The following is a 15,482-nucleotide window of genomic DNA, read 5'->3' as shown; positions in this document are numbered from 1 at the left end:
AAAGTATGTACTAATTTTATTCAATTGTAACCGATTGTTAACAACGGTGGGCATTGTAAAAGTAATAAGTAATAGACGTATTACTAAGTCCTATTGTTGCTATGTGGTTTTAATATGATTGACCTAATCAGGAGTAGAGCTTAATAATCACGTTATTATGGCTGTATCTAATGCAAACACAGCCATTCATTTAATTAGCTATCAGATAAGCTTAAACCGCTAGGGTTATCTGTTGCGATATACAATGCTTTTAGTTTTTTATCACCACTTTCGGTTTCAGTAAATTGCTGGAAAGAAAGGTTTTTAGAAAAGCTTGAAAGGGTGTCAATAGATGCTTGGTTACTACTTTGCGTATAAGTAAGTTCTATCGCGCAAACCTTTCCTGCACACTCTAAGTCTTGCTGTAAAATGGTAACGTCTTTTAATTCATTTATAATAAATTCGTTTAGCTTATCTTTACGTATCTGGGCGACTTCAGAGTATTCAATATCAGACATGCGTTGCAGCAATAGTGAGGTGTCATTTTTAAATACGTCATCTAATGCTTTTTTTGACACAAACTCTTTGCCATTTTCGGTAGAGACAAACTCATCAGAAAATACTTCAGCAGTTAAGACTTGTTGCTCTGGTTTATCTAACTGTTCTGGTGTTATTGAATTGCTTTTATCGGTGATGGGCAACACGTTTTTAGTTTTTGATGTAGTTTTTACAGGCTTTATATCACTTAATTGGGTGTTTTTATTGGATTCGCTAACTGATTGCTGAACCGATAGATTAGGCTCTTGTGAGTAATGTAATGTGAAGATAACCGCAAAACTAACTGCAACAACAGAAATAGTAATTAACACTTTATGTTTCATTTTTACTTTCCTTAGTAATTGGTAGGTAATGCTTTATTTTTACACTAACATAGTAAGAACCTTCCCTCTACTCATATAGTCATGGATACTTAAAAAAATTTGCTAGTTTTTTAAGTATAAAAAAAGGGCCAAAAGGCCCTTCAGTTGCAGCAAGTAACATATGTTTGTTTATAAGCTGAAGTCTACAGCGTAAGCAACGTAAACTTTTACATCTGACTCGTCCATATCAGTGTCTGATACGCCAAACGTAAACCCATCTTTTGATACAGAGATACCGTAATCAATGATGTCTTCATCACCAATGAAATCACCCGAGTAATGGCCTATATGTAAAGCCATTTCTGTACCATTACTGCCAACAGCAAAGCCGTAATCAGCTGTTAAATAAAGTGAGTCACCAAAGTCTGTACCGTCACCACTTGCCGCTGACGTAGCAAGCACTGATGCACCAAAGGTAAACCCTTCAACACTGATGCTACCGTAAATTTCAGAGAAATCAGCATCAGCACTTGATGCCGCGTCTGGGTAAGCATAGTAAATATAACCTACGTCATAGCTAACGCCTTCGCTAATATCGCCACCAAAACCTGCGTAAAAATCTAGTTCGTAGGTCATTTCGTCAGCCCAAGATGCATTTGATACCCATGTACCAGCATAAAATCCTGACTCATCAGCGTAATCAATACCACCAGAGATAGCTGCGTCGCCACCAGTTTGTTCTTGTCCACGCCATAAGTAGTTTGAGGTAGCGGCTACATTAGCAGACACTTCAGCATTTACTGCTGTTGATGTTAGTGATGTGGCAGCCATTAATGCTACGGCGCTAAAAGCGATTGTTTTTTTTAGTTTTAACATGTTCCATTTCCCGTTATATGATTTTTTGCATAGGAAGGCTTTTTATTATGAAGTACCGTAGCCTTTTGATTTATGCGTTTTTATTGTTTAACTGAGAATAGAATTGCACTGTGTATGCCAGCTTGATTTATTTTGTTTGAAATTTAAATTTTATTGTTTATTAACAGTAGGTTGTGTTTTAGTTGTGTATTTTTAATTACAAGGAGGGAATGTTTCTTCGCACATCGCTGGTGCATAAAATAATCAAGCTGCACCATGAAAGTACAGCTTGTTTAGAATTATTTAGCCAAATATGGTGCGCATTAGACTAATTGTTTCGTTTACACTGCGACCTTTTTGAACTTCGCTGATTATTGAATCACGTTTGCTACGAATGTGCTCAGGAATATCATCAGCAGCTAAAGCGCGGTCAACTAAAATTTCAGCCGACTCTTTACCTCTGCGTTGTGTTTTACCCGTTTTAGTGGTGCTACGCTTTGGTTTATTAAGTAATTTAATATAGTTAGAGCTATCTGGTGTTTTGTTATCCGCGTAGTAAAAAAAGCACGGAATAAGCGCTTTAATTGACACTAGTTGCTCTTCTAGTTCATTTGAAGCATTTGCCATTTTGTACCATGACATAGCTTGAATGCCTTTTACAATATCTTGCCAGTAACGCTCAAAATCACTATTTTTGAGTTTAGTAACCGCAAGCGCTGAGCATAATGCGTCTAAACGGCTATTTGTAATTGGCGTAAAAATATCAGGACGACGCATTGCAAGTAGTCGTGTTGCCGGAGCAAGTGTTGGTTTTTCACTGCTATCAGTAAATACTTTGGTGTAAGCGGCTACGAATTGTTGGTACTCGTAATGGGTAATGTCACCTTCAAGAGGAATATTAGCCAGTGCTTCATCAAACGCACCCGGTAAATCACCAATGAGTTGATGAAAAGCTTTAGCGCTTTTAGTCGATGCAAACCACTCAACATCAAAGTCGTATGTGCTTGGATCAAGTGAAGCCATATGCTTGCCAGTAAAAGCAAGAAGGTCTTCAGGGATCATGTCTTTTAATGATTGCTCACGAATACTTTTTACGTAACTTGCTAAACGAAGTTGCTCATCAAGTGCAATAACGTCTTTATGTTGCTCTATAAATACACTTACCACAGGCCAAGGGGCTACACGAAGCGTTTTAACTTGTAAAAAGCTGATAGCCGAAATAAGCTGATCATGCAATTTTTTAAGAACAGGTAGCTGTTGCGGCTCAAGTAGATCGTAGTTAATACGATCTCTGCTTGCGTTTAATAGCTCGTAACACCAAGGTAAAAAATCATCAGGATGGTTTTCTACTTTCACGGCCATAAGGTTAAGGCTTAATTCTGAAGATTGTTTCAGAATGTTCTGATAGATTTGATTTTCTTGCTCGCCTAGTGTCATTTTTGACGGTGAAATTAGCAGTTTTTTCATGCCTTGTAGATACTCCGGATTTATATATATGTATTAGCATTGTTTATTTTAGCTCAAATACGCTAATAACAACAGCGCTGTCCTGCGCGCTGCAATATTATGGTGTTTAAAATTGGGGTTAATCTAATCTGCTCGGTTATTAATCAGCCTCATCTAATATAAAGAGGCTCTCAACGGGCACGTTAAAGTTAGCTGCAATTTTAAGCGCTATAATCACCGACGGCGTAAATCGATTTGTTTCTACAGTGCTTATTGTTTTACGCGATACGCTTATAGCATCGGCAAGTTCTTGCTGCGAAAGCCCTGCCTCTTTACGAAATTTTGCTATGTTATTTTGCACTTTTGTTCCTAATCTTTGCTTTGCCAAAGAATTGATACGCCATATATTAAACACATTACAGCAAGATAAAACGAGGCCATCATGGTGTGAGACACTTCTAAAGCCAAATCATCTGAGAATAAGTAAACGCCACCCATGCTAAAAAGTAAGCCAAGGACTACATGTTTATAGGCAATGGTGTCGATGGTGTTTAAGTACTCATCTTTGTAGGTAAGGTGGTATTTCATTTTCCATGTAAACCCGCCTCTGATCACAAACATACAGAATGAACCTAAAAAAGCAGCAGTGCCAAAAAACAACAGTGGGGCTGATGTTTGAGTAAGCAGTGGGTAAACACTGATGATTAATAAAGTGACTCCCATGAATAATGAGAACCAAGCATTTTGGCCCATAAACTTTTCTTCATTTTTAATATCATGATTTGACATATATCATTTCCTTTTAAAATTTAACATGATGTAACCTCTGGGTGTCAATGTAACCTTGAGGTATCAATGAGTCAATTATTTTTTGTAACCTAAAGGTATCAAAATGTTTCAGGAACGATTCATATGAAATAAGTAAACTGCTTTTATGAGCTTTTTTGTATCTATAGCAATGCTTTTAGGCTTAACACTCGCTATGATAAAAACATAATTTGACCGCTTAAAGGACGAACATGAAAACCTTACTCAAAATTTTTGGTGTAATACTCTTACTCTGTATTGCTTTAATTGTGGCAGCGCCTTTTTTAATTCCTACCGATACCATTTTTAATAAAGTATCAGAGGAAGTTCAAAAAACGACGGGAAGAACGCTAACAATTAAGGGTGACAAAACGCTTAGTGTATTTCCTGCACTAAAGTTAGAGTTGAATGATGTCCACTTTGCTAATATGCAAACAGGTTCGCGAAATGATATGGCAAGTATGCAGCAGTTAGCGATACATATACCTTGGTTCTCGTTATTTGGCGGTGAGTTTAAGCTTGATAAGTTTGTTATTAACGAACCCGATATTTTATTAGAGACAGATAAAAATGGTAAAGCTAACTGGCAGTTGTTTGATGCTGTAGCAGAGCAACCAACAGAGCAAACTGAGCCTGGTGAGGCAATTAAGCTACCTGCTAGCTTTGATATTGAGCTGGGTGAGGTCGCTATTTATGGCGGTACATTTACATATCTAGATGGTCAAACGGGCGCCAAGCAGCAAATTAGCGATTTAGAGCTGGCTATTTTACTTCCTTCATTACGTAAAACCCTTGAAGTTAAAGGGGGGATTACCTATATGCAGGAGCGATTTGAACTAGATTTAAAACTCGATACTCCTGCCAAAGCGATTGAAGGTCAGGCTTTTAATGTATCGCAAAATTTAGATTCGCGCTTGGTTGAATTGACATTTAATGGCTCAATCGCAAAACAAGGGCAAGACATAAAAGGTCAATTAGCACTCAATGGCGAGTCGGTAAAAAATATTGCTAAATGGCAGGGGGTTGACCTAAATGCGAAAGATAATGCGTTTAATGCATTTAGTGTAAATGGTAAAATGCATTTACTGGGTGAAAAATTCAATCTTGAAGAGTTAACTGCAACGCTTGATGAACTTCAAATTAAAGGTAAAAGCGAAATTAGTTTAGGTAACCGTTTAGCCATTAATGCAAATGTAGATTTGGGGATGCTCGATCTTAATCCCTATTTGCCAGATGCCGTTGCTAAAAAAGAACAGCCGACTGAAGACGATAGCAAACCGGCAGAGCCAATTGTTTGGGATGACACTCAAATTGATTTAAGCGCATTAAATGCACTTGATGCTAATGTAGTTATTCGTTCAAGCGGGTTAAAAGTTAACGATATTGAGCTTGGTGCAAACCAATTTACAGTGGCTCTCAAAAATAGCGTGGCTAAATTAAGCCTTGATAGCTTTTCAGCGTATGAAGGCGCTGGTAAAGGTGTAATTACTATTGATGCTCAAATTGTACCTTATAAGATAGCTACAAACTTTAATTTAACAGATATTGATGCACAGCCGTTATTAACTGATGCAACTGGTTTTGACAAGTTACTCGGTAAAGGCTCTTTAAATTGGAATTTATCTACAGTTGGGCAAAGTCAAAAATCGTTTATAAGTGCACTTAATGGCCAATTAGGATTTAAATTTGCAGATGGTGCGGTAAAAGGAGCAAATGTCGCTGAAATGGTTCGTAAAGGTAAAGAAATTATATCAGGGAACTTTGGCGCAGCTTCAGAGGGATTAGATACTGGTTTTGAAGAGGCTGAACAAACAGACTTTTCTGCGCTTACTGGTAGCTTTAATTTTATAAACGGCGTGGGTAAGAATAAAGACCTGTCGCTAATAAGTCCTTTAATTCGTATTTCCGGTGAAGGGGATGTGGATTTACCCCTCACTAAAGTAGATTACCGCTTGGTAACGGGCATTGTGGATTCAATTGAAGGTCAAGGCACAACCGATGACAGTACAGGCTTTAAAATACCATTGCGTATAAAAGGACCATTTCACGATGTGGGTATAAATTTAGATGTAAGTAATGCCCTGAAAGATGAAGCTAAAAAGAAACTCGATGACGCAAAAGAAAAAGCGAAAGAGAAGGCCAAAGATAAAGTAAAAGACAAATTAAAAGGGCTATTTGGCTAAATAACCACTAGTAAAATAAACAAGGCACTTTTTAAGTGCCTTGTTTATTTTATAACCATTTAAAAAATAGTCACATAGCTTTACCAAGGTTAATAAAATTTCTTCAGTCCTTAAATTAATTAAAAAATAACCTATCGCTGCATGCTCAATGCTGGTACAATTGCCCGCCCTTAAGAGACAACTCGTTTGTTTTTGAGTGGGATTTAATCGAAATGTCTTGATTTTAAACAATTTTAAGACACGTTGTAATTACTACACCGGAGGTCATTAACATGATCCAAATGCAAACTCAGCTGGAAGTTGCTGATAACAGCGGCGCTCGCAAAGTGCAGTGTATAAAAGTCCTTGGTGGTTCACACCGTCGCTACGCAGCGATTGGCGACATCATTAAAGTTTCTGTAAAAGAAGCTATTCCTCGCGGTAAAGTGAAGAAAGGTGATGTTAAAAACGCGGTAGTTGTGCGTACCAGAAAAGGTGTTCGCCGTCCAGATGGTTCTCTGATCCGTTTCGACAGCAACGCGGCTGTTATCTTAAATGATAACTTGCAGCCAATTGGTACACGTATTTTCGGCCCTGTGACTCGCGAACTTCGTAATGACAAGTTCATGAAAATCGTTTCACTAGCCCCAGAAGTACTGTAAGGAGCCAATCATGGCAGCAAAAATCCGTCGTGGTGACGAAGTAATCGTACTAGCAGGTAAAGACAAAGGTAAGCGCGGTAAAGTGCTTTCAGTTGTTACTGAATCTGGTCGAATCTTTGTCGAAGGCATAAACTTGATCAAGAAACACCAAAAGCCGGTTCCACAATTGAACCAAGCTGGCGGCATTGTTGAGAAAGAAGCGTCTATGGACGCATCAAACGTTGCGATCTTCAACTCGGAAACGAGTAAAGCAGATCGTGTAGGTTTCAAGATTGAAGATGGTAAGAAATTACGTATCTTTAAATCTACTGGTAAAACTATCTAATAGTTGGAGTAGAATGATGGCGAAACTGCATGAAGTATATAAAGACAAAGTAGTAGCTGAACTTCAAGAGAAGTTTGGTTTCAGCTCTGTCATGCAAGTCCCTCAGATCGAAAAGATCACATTAAATATGGGCGTGGGCGAAGCCCTAGCTGACAAGAAAATTTTAGATCACGCTGTAGCTGATTTAACTGCAATCTCTGGTCAGAAACCTTTAATCACTAAAGCACGCAAATCTGTTGCTGGCTTTAAAGTGCGTGAAGGCTACCCAATTGGTTGTAAAGTAACCCTACGCGGCGAGCGTATGTGGGACTTTTTTGAGCGTTTGGTATCAATCGCTATCCCACGTATTCGTGACTTCCGTGGCGTAAGTGCTAAGTCTTTTGATGGACGTGGTAACTACAGCATGGGCGTACGTGAACAAATCATCTTCCCAGAAATCGATTACGATAAAGTAGACCGTGTACGCGGTATGGATATCACTATCACTACTTCTGCGAAATCTGATGAGGAAGGCCGTGCGTTGTTAGAAGCGTTTAACTTCCCATTTAAGAAATAAGGGTAGGGTTATGGCAAAGAATTCTATGAAAGCGCGCGAAGCAAAGCGCACAAAACTAGTTGCTCAGTATGCTGAAAAGCGTGCTGCACTAAAAGCTATCATCAGTGATGTTAATACATCTGAAGATGATCGTTGGGACGCGGTACTTAAGCTACAAGCTTTACCACGTGATTCTAGCCCTGCACGTCAACGTAATCGTTGTAACATTACGGGCCGCCCACATGGTTTCCTTCGCAAATTCGGCATGAGCCGTATTAAAGTTCGCGAAGCAGCTATGCGCGGTGAAATTCCTGGCCTTAAAAAGGCTAGCTGGTAATAGAATCATGGGAGTAAGACTATGAGCTTGCAAGATCCTATCGCGGATTTGTTCACACGTATCCGTAACGGTCAATCAGCGAAGAAAGTATCTGTAACGATGCCAACTTCAAAGCTGAAAGTAGCATTAGCTAAAGTACTAAAAGACGAAGGTTACATCGTAGACTACGCAGTTAACGGTGAAGTTAAACCTGAGCTTTCTATCGAGTTGAAGTACTTCGAAGGCAAAGCTGTAATTGAAAATATCCAGCGTGTAAGTCGCCCTGGTTTACGTATCTATAAGAAACGTGACGAATTACCTAAGGTAATGGGTGGTCTTGGTATCGCTATCGTATCAACTTCTAAAGGCCTAATGACAGACCGCGCAGCACGTAGTGCTGGTGTTGGTGGTGAAATCATTGGCTTTGTAGCTTAATCGGAGGGGAACTATGTCTCGCATAGCAAAGGCACCAATTAATGTTCCTGCCGGTGTAGAAGTTACATTGAAAGGCCAGGAAATCACAGTTAAAGGCAAAAACGGTGAACTTACTCGTACTATCAACGACGCAGTTGAAGTACAAGTTAACGACAACGTTATTACAACTTTACCTCGTGAAGGCGTAGCAAATGCATGGGCACAAGCAGGTACTGCTCGCGCTCTAATCAACAACATGGTTGTTGGTACGCATGAAGGTTACGAGAAGAAACTTCAGTTAGTAGGCGTTGGTTACCGTGCTGCAGCTAAGGGTAAAGTTTTAGACTTAACACTTGGTTTCTCACACCCAGTTAATTTCGCAGTTCCTGAAGGGATTACGATTGAAACTCCAAGCCAAACAGAAGTTCTAGTTAAGGGCGTAGATAAGCAGTTAGTTGGTCAAACAGCTGCTAACATTCGTGCATACCGTAAACCTGAGCCTTATAAAGGTAAAGGTGTTCGCTATTCAGATGAGAATGTACGCCGTAAAGAGGCTAAGAAGAAGTAAGGTAAGACGATGGATAAAAAAACAGCTCGTCTACGTCGTGCTAAACGCACTCGTAGAAATTATATTGAACAAGGCACAACGCGTCTTGTTATCCACCGCACGCCACGTCACATTTACGCTCAAGTAATTAATGCTGAGGGTAATGTACTGGCTGCTGCTTCTACTGTTGAGAAGGCTATTAGCGAAACAGTTAAAGGCACCGGTAACGTTGAAGCTGCGCAAGCAGTTGGCAAAGCGGTTGCTGAACGTGCGGCTGACAAAGGCATCGAAAAGATTGCTTTTGATCGCAGTGGCTTTAAATATCACGGCCGTGTGAAGGCGCTAGCTGATGCTGCGCGTGAAGCCGGTTTGCAATTCTAGGAGTAGACAATGGCTAACGTAGAAGCAAAGCAACAACAGCCTGATCTAGCTGAAAAGCTAATCGCGGTAAACCGTGTGTCTAAAGTAGTTAAAGGTGGTCGTATCTTTAGCTTTACTGCACTAACTGTAGTTGGTGACGGCGCAGGTAAAGTAGGTTTTGGTTATGGTAAAGCACGTGAAGTTCCAGCTGCTATTCAAAAAGCAATGGAAAAAGCACGTCGCAACATGATCAATGTAGACCTAAATGGCAATACATTACAGCATCCTGTTAAGGGACGTCATGCTGGCTCACTAGTGTTCATGAAACCAGCCTCTGAAGGTACTGGTATCATCGCAGGTGGCGCTATGCGTGCAGTACTAGAAGTGACTGGTGTTCAGAACGTACTATCTAAATGTTACGGTTCTACTAACCCAATCAACGTAGTACGTGCAACGATTTCGGCTCTTGAGAATATGAATTCTCCACAGTCTATCGCTGCAAAACGTGGCCTTCGCGTAGAAGAAATACTGGGGTAACCATGGCTAATCAAACTGTAAAAGTAACACAAGTAAAAAGCTCTATCGGTCGTTTACCGAAGCATAAAGCTACATTACGCGGTCTTGGTTTACGTCGTATCAATCACACTGTTGAGTTAGAAGACACAGCATGTGTACGTGGTATGATAAACAAGGTTTCTTACATGGTTAAGGTAGAGGGTTAATTTCATGCATTTGAATACACTTTCACCTGCTGCAGGTTCAAAAACTGCCCCTAAACGTGTTGGTCGTGGTATCGGTTCTGGTCTTGGTAAGACTGGTGGCCGTGGTCACAAAGGTCAAAAGTCACGTTCTGGCGGTAAAGTACGCGTTGGTTTTGAAGGCGGTCAAATGCCTATGCAACGTCGTCTACCTAAATTTGGTTTTACTTCACGCAAATCTTTAGTATCTGCAGAAGTTAACCTTTTTGAAATCGCTAAAGTTGAAGGCGATGTGGTAGACCTAAGCGCGTTACAAGCAGCTGGTCTAGTTAAAAAGAACGTTCTTTTCGTTAAAGTTGTTAAATCTGGTGAAGTTTCACGCGCTGTTACACTTAAAGGCCTTAAAGCCTCTAAGGGTGCACGCGAAGCTATTGAAGCTGCCGGAGGCAAGGTAGAAGACTAAGGAAGTACAAATGGCTAAACCAGGTCAAGATACACAAAGTGCACAAAGTGGGCTTTCGGAATTGAAGCGTCGATTACTCTTCGTATTGGGCGCTATCATAATTTACCGTCTAGGTTCATTTGTGCCGATCCCTGGGATTGACGCCGCTGTACTTGCCGATTTCTTCGAGCAACAAAAGGGCACCATTGTTGAAATGTTCAACATGTTCAGTGGTGGTGCACTTGAGCGAGCTTCAGTGTTAGCACTGGGTATTATGCCGTATATCTCGGCTTCGATTATTACGCAACTATTAACGCATATGTATCCTCCGTTTATAGAGCTTAAGAAAGAAGGTGAGCAAGGGCGTAAAAAAATTAGCCAGTACACACGCTACGGCACGCTTGTGCTAGCTACTATTCAATCTATCGGTATTGCTACTAGCTTACCGGGCATGATGAACGGGTTAGTTGTTAACCCGGGTATGGGTTTCTATTTCACCGCTGTGGTGAGTTTAGTAACAGGTACTATGTTCCTTATGTGGTTGGGTGAACAAATAACAGAACGTGGTATCGGTAACGGTATTTCAGTTCTAATATTTGTTGGTATTGTAGCTAACTTGCCGTCTGCTATTGGTTCGACAGTCGAAATGGCGCGCCAAGGTGATTTGAATGTTTTTGTACTACTTATGGTTGCGGTTATAGTATTCGCTGTTACTTATCTTGTAGTGTTTTTCGAACGTGGACAACGACGTATTGTTGTTAACTACGCTAAACGCCAACAAGGTCGTCAAGTATTTGCTGCTCAAAGCACGCATTTACCACTAAAAGTAAACATGGCGGGTGTTATTCCACCAATCTTTGCTAGTAGTATAATTCTGTTCCCTGGTACAATTGCTAGCTGGTTCGGCCAAGGTGAAGGTCCTGTCGCTGATGCATTACAAGCTGTAGCTACAACGTTGACTCCAGGTCAACCTTTGTACTCACTTGTTTTAGCTGCGGCTATTATCTTCTTCTGCTTTTTCTATACAGCGTTGGTATTTAATCCGCGTGAAACTGCAGATAACCTTAAGAAATCTGGCGCATTTATCCCAGGTATTCGTCCAGGTGAGCAGACATCTAAATACATTGATAAAGTGATGACACGCCTGACATTGGCAGGTGCTTTGTATATAACCTTTATCTGTCTGGTGCCCGAATTCATGACTATGGCATGGCAAACGCCATTCTATTTCGGCGGTACATCAATTTTGATTATCGTTGTTGTAATCATGGACTTTATGGCACAAGTACAGACTCACCTGATGTCTCATCAGTATGATTCTGTGCTGAAAAAAGCGAACCTTAAAGGCTACGGTCGATAAGGTCAGTTTACGGAGTTGAGCAATGAAAGTACGTGCTTCCGTTAAGAAAATATGCCGTAACTGTAAAGTTATTAAACGTGCTGGTGTAGTACGCGTAATTTGCAGTGAGCCTAAGCATAAGCAAAGGCAAGGCTAAGTAAACAGTCGTGCAGGCTGAGATTTCTCGGCCTGTGTTTTTAGTAGTGATTTGGTCTTCGTTTGAGTATCCTTACGGGCTTTTCAAACTTTTGATTACCAAATTCGAATATAGGAGATGTGTTAGTGGCCCGTATTGCTGGCATTAACGTCCCTGATCATAAACATGCAGTTATTGGTTTAACAGCTATTTATGGCATAGGTAAGACTCGCTCTAAGGCTATCTTAGCAGCGACTGGTATCGCCGAAACCACAAAAATCGGTGAACTTTCTGACGAAACACTTGACGTACTGCGTGATGCAGTTGGCAAGTACACTGTTGAAGGTGACCTTCGTCGTGAAGTTACATTAAATATCAAGCGCCTTATGGACCTTGGTTGTTACCGTGGCCTACGTCACCGTCGCTCTTTACCACTTCGTGGTCAAAGAACTAAGACTAACGCGCGTACCCGTAAGGGTCCTCGTAAGCCTATTAAGCGATAAGGGGATAGTATTATGGCTAAGACACCAATTCGTCGTAAAAAGGTTAAAAAACAAGTTGCTGATGGTATGGCTCATGTTCATGCTTCTTTCAACAACACTATTGTAACGATTACCGACCGTCAAGGTAATGCACTATCATGGGCTACTGCCGGTGGTTCAGGTTTCCGTGGTTCACGTAAATCTACACCATTTGCTGCTCAGGTTGCTGCAGAGCGTGCAGGTACTGCTGCTCAAGAATACGGTTTAAAAAATCTAGAAGTTTTCATCAAAGGTCCAGGTCCAGGTCGTGAATCTGCTGTACGTGCTTTGAATGCTGCTGGTTACCGTATTACCAACATTACTGACGTGACGCCAATACCACATAATGGTTGTCGTCCACCGAAGAAACGTCGCGTTTAACAATAGGTTAGGAGAAATAACATGGCAAGATATTTGGGCCCTAAGCTCAAGCTGAGTCGTCGTGAAGGTACTGACCTGTTCCTTAAGAGCGGCGTAAGAGCTATCGACTCTAAGTGTAAACTTGAGACTGCACCTGGTCAGCACGGCGCTCGTAAAGGTCGTCTATCTGATTACGGTTTACAATTACGTGAAAAGCAAAAAGTTCGTCGTATCTACGGTGTACTAGAAAAGCAGTTCCGTAACTACTATAAAGAAGCTGCTCGCCTTAAAGGTAATACAGGTGAAAACTTGTTACAGCTTTTAGAGCAACGTTTAGACAATGTTGTATATCGCATGGGTTTTGCTAGCACACGCGCTGAAGCACGTCAGTTAGTAAGCCACAAAGCGATTCTAGTTAATGGTCGTGTTGTGAACATTCCTTCATACGTAATTACTCCAGAAGATACTGTAGTAATCCGTGAGAAGTCTAAAACACAAGCACGTATCATCGCTGCTCTAGAGTTGGCTGAGCAACGTGAAAAGCCGACTTGGGTTGAAGTTGACGGTAAGAAATTGGAAGGCAGCTTTAAGCGTCTACCTGAGCGTTCAGACCTGTCTGCGGACATTAATGAACAACTAATCGTCGAACTTTACTCTAAGTAAAGTTAAGAGTTAAGAGAGGATAAAATGCAGGGTTCTGTTACAGAATTTCTAAAACCAAGGTTAGTCGACATCGACGCTATAAACCCAACGCGTTCTAAAATAGTTTTAGAACCATTAGAGCGTGGCTTTGGTCACACTCTGGGTAATGCTTTACGCCGTATATTACTTTCATCTATGCCTGGATGTGCAGTAACTGAAGTAGAAATCGACGGTGTATTACATGAGTACAGCGCGAAAGAAGGCGTTCAAGAAGACATCATTGAAATACTATTAAACCTTAAAGGTTTAGCAGTAACGTTAGAAGGCAAAGATGAAGTTTTTCTGACCCTGACTAAATCTGGTGTAGGCCCTGTTACTGCGGCTGATATTCAGCACGATGGCGATGTAACAATTGCTAATCCAGATCACGTTATCTGTAATTTAACTACAGGTAACAGCGAGATCAGCATGCGTATTCGTGTTGAGCGCGGTCGTGGTTATGTGCCGGCATCTAGTCGTTTATCCTCTGATGACGATGAGCGTCCAATTGGTAGATTGTTGCTTGATGCATCATTCAGCCCAGTTGAACGTATTGCGTACTCGGTTGAATCAGCTCGAGTTGAGCAACGTACAGATTTAGACAAATTAATCATTGATATGGAAACAAACGGTACATTAGATCCTGAAGAAGCGATCCGCCGTGCGTCTACTATCTTAGCTGAGCAATTAGATGCATTCGTAGATTTACGTGATGTAACTGAGCCAGAAGAGAAAGAAGAGAAACCAGAATTCGATCCTATTCTGCTTCGTCCAGTCGATGATCTTGAACTAACAGTACGCTCAGCAAATTGTTTGAAAGCCGAGCAAATTCAATATATCGGTGATTTAGTTCAGCGCACTGAAGTTGAGCTTCTTAAAACGCCTAATTTAGGTAAGAAGTCTCTAACTGAAATTAAAGACGTGCTAGCTTCACGTGGTCTTTCTCTAGGTATGCGCCTAGAAAATTGGCCACCTGCAAGTTTAGCTGAATAATCTAAATCACTATATTAGTTTAGTTAGAAGGATAGGGTCATGCGCCATCGTAAGAGTGGTCGTCAATTAAACCGTAACAGTAGCCATCGTAAAGCGATGTTCAGCAATATGGCAGGTTCTTTGGTGAAACATGAAATCATCAAAACAACTTTGCCAAAAGCGAAAGAGTTACGTCGTGTAATTGAACCTTTAATCACACTGGCTAAGACTGACAGTGTAGCAAACCGCCGTTTAGCGTTTGCTCGCACGCGCGACAATGAAGTTGTTGGTAAATTATTCAGTGAAATCGGTCCACGTAATGCGGATCGTCCAGGTGGTTACACTCGTATTCTTAAGTGTGGCTTCCGTACTGGTGATAATGCACCAATGGCTTATATTGAACTAGTTGGTCGCCCAGCGACTAGCGAAGAAGTTCAAGAAGACGCACAGTCTGCAGAGTAAGTCTTAAAGAAACCTAAAAGCCGAGCATATGCTCGGCTTTTTTAATGTCTAAATTTCACTCAAACCGGATATACCGTTTGCTCGATATTATTAGTAAATTAACTCTCCTTCCTTTCATCTTGTAAATCAGCCTGATTAGAATAGAAAACAATAGTGCAATTGTATTGAGAATTGTTACTTTTTACTTACTGAAAAAGTTATTTATTCAATAGTGCCATAACATCGTAACGACTGAGATGGTTGATTGGTATAAACAGAAAAAAGCCATAACAGATTATATGTAGTAATAGCGTATTAACTTTACACACTTGAATTTCTGACTGATGAACTTATTTGCCACAAATCTAAATGGCCATGTTTAATTAAACAATTAGTTTTCTGGATAATCTAAGCAGCAATTATAAAAAGCTTCTTTCAAACAATCAGCTTTAATAGCTTTAAAGGTCAAATATGAGTAGGTTTAGTTGCCTTTTTGACCGTTTAGCCTAAATTCCCAGCGAACAACATGTTTTTTCACGTTTTCTTCAAAAAAGGGTTGATCTGTTTTTGGATCTCCCTATAATGCGACCCCACTGAGACGGCAGAGCAGGCAACGCTTAAGCT

At 40.6% G+C, this 15,482-nt stretch carries 23 protein-coding genes; 18 read left to right on the top strand and 5 right to left on the bottom strand.

Annotated elements, in window-relative coordinates; all coding sequences use genetic code 11:
• Positions 1–194: 194 nt before the first annotated feature.
• The 5 genes from AC27I2_RS18885 to AC27I2_RS18865 form a co-directional block, all read right to left on the bottom strand.
• Positions 195–860: a hypothetical protein gene (locus AC27I2_RS18885; RefSeq protein WP_487205162.1), complete on the bottom strand. Its 666-nt coding sequence runs from the start codon at positions 858–860 to the stop codon at positions 195–197.
• Positions 861–1,028: 168 nt separating this feature from the next.
• A complete protein-coding gene (locus tag AC27I2_RS18880) occupies positions 1,029–1,715 on the bottom strand; it encodes a TorF family putative porin (protein WP_219422991.1) in 687 nt (228 codons plus the stop codon).
• Positions 1,716–1,997: 282 nt separating this feature from the next.
• Positions 1,998–3,161 (bottom strand): hypothetical protein, encoded by a 1,164-nt coding sequence (locus tag AC27I2_RS18875; RefSeq protein ID WP_138530247.1) that lies wholly within the window; start codon positions 3,159–3,161, stop codon positions 1,998–2,000.
• Positions 3,162–3,300: 139 nt separating this feature from the next.
• On the bottom strand, positions 3,301–3,501 hold the full coding sequence (locus AC27I2_RS18870; RefSeq protein ID WP_058403571.1) for a helix-turn-helix transcriptional regulator: 201 nt from the start codon (positions 3,499–3,501) through the stop codon (positions 3,301–3,303).
• A gap of 8 nt (positions 3,502–3,509) precedes the next feature.
• Complete coding sequence (locus AC27I2_RS18865) at positions 3,510–3,929, bottom strand: hypothetical protein (RefSeq protein WP_058403570.1); 420 nt, start codon at positions 3,927–3,929, stop codon at positions 3,510–3,512.
• Between the two features lie 230 nt (positions 3,930–4,159).
• Between AC27I2_RS18865 and AC27I2_RS18860 the strand changes: the two genes are divergently transcribed.
• The 18 genes from AC27I2_RS18860 (at position 4,160) to rplQ (ending at position 14,879) form a co-directional block, all read left to right on the top strand.
• On the top strand, positions 4,160–6,130 hold the full coding sequence (locus tag AC27I2_RS18860) for an AsmA family protein (protein ID WP_138530249.1): 1,971 nt from the start codon (positions 4,160–4,162) through the stop codon (positions 6,128–6,130).
• Positions 6,131–6,402: 272 nt separating this feature from the next.
• Entirely contained in the window at positions 6,403–6,771 is a 369-nt protein-coding gene (gene rplN / locus AC27I2_RS18855) for a 50S ribosomal protein L14 (RefSeq protein WP_002959498.1), read from the top strand.
• 10 nt (positions 6,772–6,781) lie between these two features.
• Positions 6,782–7,096: a 50S ribosomal protein L24 gene (gene rplX / locus AC27I2_RS18850; RefSeq protein ID WP_006794243.1), complete on the top strand. Its 315-nt coding sequence runs from the start codon at positions 6,782–6,784 to the stop codon at positions 7,094–7,096.
• A gap of 16 nt (positions 7,097–7,112) precedes the next feature.
• On the top strand, positions 7,113–7,652 hold the full coding sequence (rplE, locus tag AC27I2_RS18845) for a 50S ribosomal protein L5 (RefSeq protein ID WP_006794244.1): 540 nt from the start codon (positions 7,113–7,115) through the stop codon (positions 7,650–7,652).
• Between the two features lie 10 nt (positions 7,653–7,662).
• Entirely contained in the window at positions 7,663–7,968 is a 306-nt protein-coding gene (gene rpsN, locus AC27I2_RS18840; protein ID WP_006794245.1) for a 30S ribosomal protein S14, read from the top strand.
• A gap of 21 nt (positions 7,969–7,989) precedes the next feature.
• The gene (rpsH, locus tag AC27I2_RS18835; protein WP_006794246.1) at positions 7,990–8,382 is read left to right on the top strand and encodes a 30S ribosomal protein S8; all 393 of its coding nucleotides are present in this window, start codon (positions 7,990–7,992) and stop codon (positions 8,380–8,382) included.
• Between the two features lie 13 nt (positions 8,383–8,395).
• Entirely contained in the window at positions 8,396–8,929 is a 534-nt protein-coding gene (rplF, locus tag AC27I2_RS18830; protein WP_006794247.1) for a 50S ribosomal protein L6, read from the top strand.
• A gap of 9 nt (positions 8,930–8,938) precedes the next feature.
• Entirely contained in the window at positions 8,939–9,289 is a 351-nt protein-coding gene (rplR, locus tag AC27I2_RS18825) for a 50S ribosomal protein L18 (protein WP_006794248.1), read from the top strand.
• Positions 9,290–9,298: 9 nt separating this feature from the next.
• Positions 9,299–9,805, top strand: coding sequence for a 30S ribosomal protein S5 (rpsE, locus tag AC27I2_RS18820; protein WP_006794249.1), 507 nt, complete (start codon positions 9,299–9,301; stop codon positions 9,803–9,805).
• Between the two features lie 2 nt (positions 9,806–9,807).
• On the top strand, positions 9,808–9,990 hold the full coding sequence (gene rpmD, locus AC27I2_RS18815) for a 50S ribosomal protein L30 (RefSeq protein ID WP_002959482.1): 183 nt from the start codon (positions 9,808–9,810) through the stop codon (positions 9,988–9,990).
• Between the two features lie 4 nt (positions 9,991–9,994).
• Positions 9,995–10,429 (top strand): 50S ribosomal protein L15, encoded by a 435-nt coding sequence (gene rplO / locus AC27I2_RS18810; RefSeq protein ID WP_006794250.1) that lies wholly within the window; start codon positions 9,995–9,997, stop codon positions 10,427–10,429.
• Between the two features lie 10 nt (positions 10,430–10,439).
• Positions 10,440–11,768, top strand: a complete 1,329-nt coding sequence (gene secY, locus AC27I2_RS18805) for a preprotein translocase subunit SecY (RefSeq protein WP_058403567.1) — start codon at positions 10,440–10,442, stop codon at positions 11,766–11,768.
• A 22-nt stretch (positions 11,769–11,790) separates the two neighbouring features.
• A complete protein-coding gene (rpmJ, locus tag AC27I2_RS18800; RefSeq protein ID WP_002959476.1) occupies positions 11,791–11,904 on the top strand; it encodes a 50S ribosomal protein L36 in 114 nt (37 codons plus the stop codon).
• A 125-nt stretch (positions 11,905–12,029) separates the two neighbouring features.
• Positions 12,030–12,386, top strand: coding sequence for a 30S ribosomal protein S13 (gene rpsM, locus AC27I2_RS18795; RefSeq protein ID WP_006794252.1), 357 nt, complete (start codon positions 12,030–12,032; stop codon positions 12,384–12,386).
• A 12-nt stretch (positions 12,387–12,398) separates the two neighbouring features.
• Positions 12,399–12,785, top strand: a complete 387-nt coding sequence (rpsK, locus tag AC27I2_RS18790) for a 30S ribosomal protein S11 (protein ID WP_002959471.1) — start codon at positions 12,399–12,401, stop codon at positions 12,783–12,785.
• Between the two features lie 21 nt (positions 12,786–12,806).
• A complete protein-coding gene (gene rpsD / locus AC27I2_RS18785) occupies positions 12,807–13,427 on the top strand; it encodes a 30S ribosomal protein S4 (RefSeq protein WP_002959461.1) in 621 nt (206 codons plus the stop codon).
• 24 nt (positions 13,428–13,451) lie between these two features.
• Positions 13,452–14,438, top strand: a complete 987-nt coding sequence (locus AC27I2_RS18780; protein WP_008127834.1) for a DNA-directed RNA polymerase subunit alpha — start codon at positions 13,452–13,454, stop codon at positions 14,436–14,438.
• A 39-nt stretch (positions 14,439–14,477) separates the two neighbouring features.
• Positions 14,478–14,879, top strand: coding sequence for a 50S ribosomal protein L17 (gene rplQ / locus AC27I2_RS18775; protein WP_006794892.1), 402 nt, complete (start codon positions 14,478–14,480; stop codon positions 14,877–14,879).
• Positions 14,880–15,482: the final 603 nt, after the last annotated feature.

The organism is Pseudoalteromonas sp. NH0006-46, assembly GCF_057547735.1.
Note: the sequence above shows the minus strand (reverse complement) of the source record. Positions and strands in the feature narration are given on the sequence as shown.

Bases quoted from the DNA above. Each gene is read 5' to 3' on its own strand.
- AC27I2_RS18885 (WP_487205162.1), bottom strand. From the start codon at position 860: ATGAAACATAAAGTGTTAATTACTATTTCTGTTGTTGCAGTTAGTTTT.
- AC27I2_RS18880 (WP_219422991.1), bottom strand. From the start codon at position 1,715: ATGTTAAAACTAAAAAAAACAATCGCTTTTAGCGCCGTAGCATTAATG.
- AC27I2_RS18875 (WP_138530247.1), bottom strand. From the start codon at position 3,161: ATGAAAAAACTGCTAATTTCACCGTCAAAAATGACACTAGGCGAGCAA.
- AC27I2_RS18865 (WP_058403570.1), bottom strand. From the start codon at position 3,929: ATGTCAAATCATGATATTAAAAATGAAGAAAAGTTTATGGGCCAAAAT.
- AC27I2_RS18860 (WP_138530249.1), top strand. From the start codon at position 4,160: ATGAAAACCTTACTCAAAATTTTTGGTGTAATACTCTTACTCTGTATT.
- rplN (WP_002959498.1), top strand. From the start codon at position 6,403: ATGATCCAAATGCAAACTCAGCTGGAAGTTGCTGATAACAGCGGCGCT.
- rplX (WP_006794243.1), top strand. From the start codon at position 6,782: ATGGCAGCAAAAATCCGTCGTGGTGACGAAGTAATCGTACTAGCAGGT.
- rplE (WP_006794244.1), top strand. From the start codon at position 7,113: ATGGCGAAACTGCATGAAGTATATAAAGACAAAGTAGTAGCTGAACTT.
- rpsN (WP_006794245.1), top strand. From the start codon at position 7,663: ATGGCAAAGAATTCTATGAAAGCGCGCGAAGCAAAGCGCACAAAACTA.
- rpsH (WP_006794246.1), top strand. From the start codon at position 7,990: ATGAGCTTGCAAGATCCTATCGCGGATTTGTTCACACGTATCCGTAAC.
- rplF (WP_006794247.1), top strand. From the start codon at position 8,396: ATGTCTCGCATAGCAAAGGCACCAATTAATGTTCCTGCCGGTGTAGAA.
- rplR (WP_006794248.1), top strand. From the start codon at position 8,939: ATGGATAAAAAAACAGCTCGTCTACGTCGTGCTAAACGCACTCGTAGA.
- rpsE (WP_006794249.1), top strand. From the start codon at position 9,299: ATGGCTAACGTAGAAGCAAAGCAACAACAGCCTGATCTAGCTGAAAAG.
- rpmD (WP_002959482.1), top strand. From the start codon at position 9,808: ATGGCTAATCAAACTGTAAAAGTAACACAAGTAAAAAGCTCTATCGGT.
- rplO (WP_006794250.1), top strand. From the start codon at position 9,995: ATGCATTTGAATACACTTTCACCTGCTGCAGGTTCAAAAACTGCCCCT.
- secY (WP_058403567.1), top strand. From the start codon at position 10,440: ATGGCTAAACCAGGTCAAGATACACAAAGTGCACAAAGTGGGCTTTCG.
- rpmJ (WP_002959476.1), top strand. From the start codon at position 11,791: ATGAAAGTACGTGCTTCCGTTAAGAAAATATGCCGTAACTGTAAAGTT.
- rpsK (WP_002959471.1), top strand. From the start codon at position 12,399: ATGGCTAAGACACCAATTCGTCGTAAAAAGGTTAAAAAACAAGTTGCT.
- rpsD (WP_002959461.1), top strand. From the start codon at position 12,807: ATGGCAAGATATTTGGGCCCTAAGCTCAAGCTGAGTCGTCGTGAAGGT.
- AC27I2_RS18780 (WP_008127834.1), top strand. From the start codon at position 13,452: ATGCAGGGTTCTGTTACAGAATTTCTAAAACCAAGGTTAGTCGACATC.
- rplQ (WP_006794892.1), top strand. From the start codon at position 14,478: ATGCGCCATCGTAAGAGTGGTCGTCAATTAAACCGTAACAGTAGCCAT.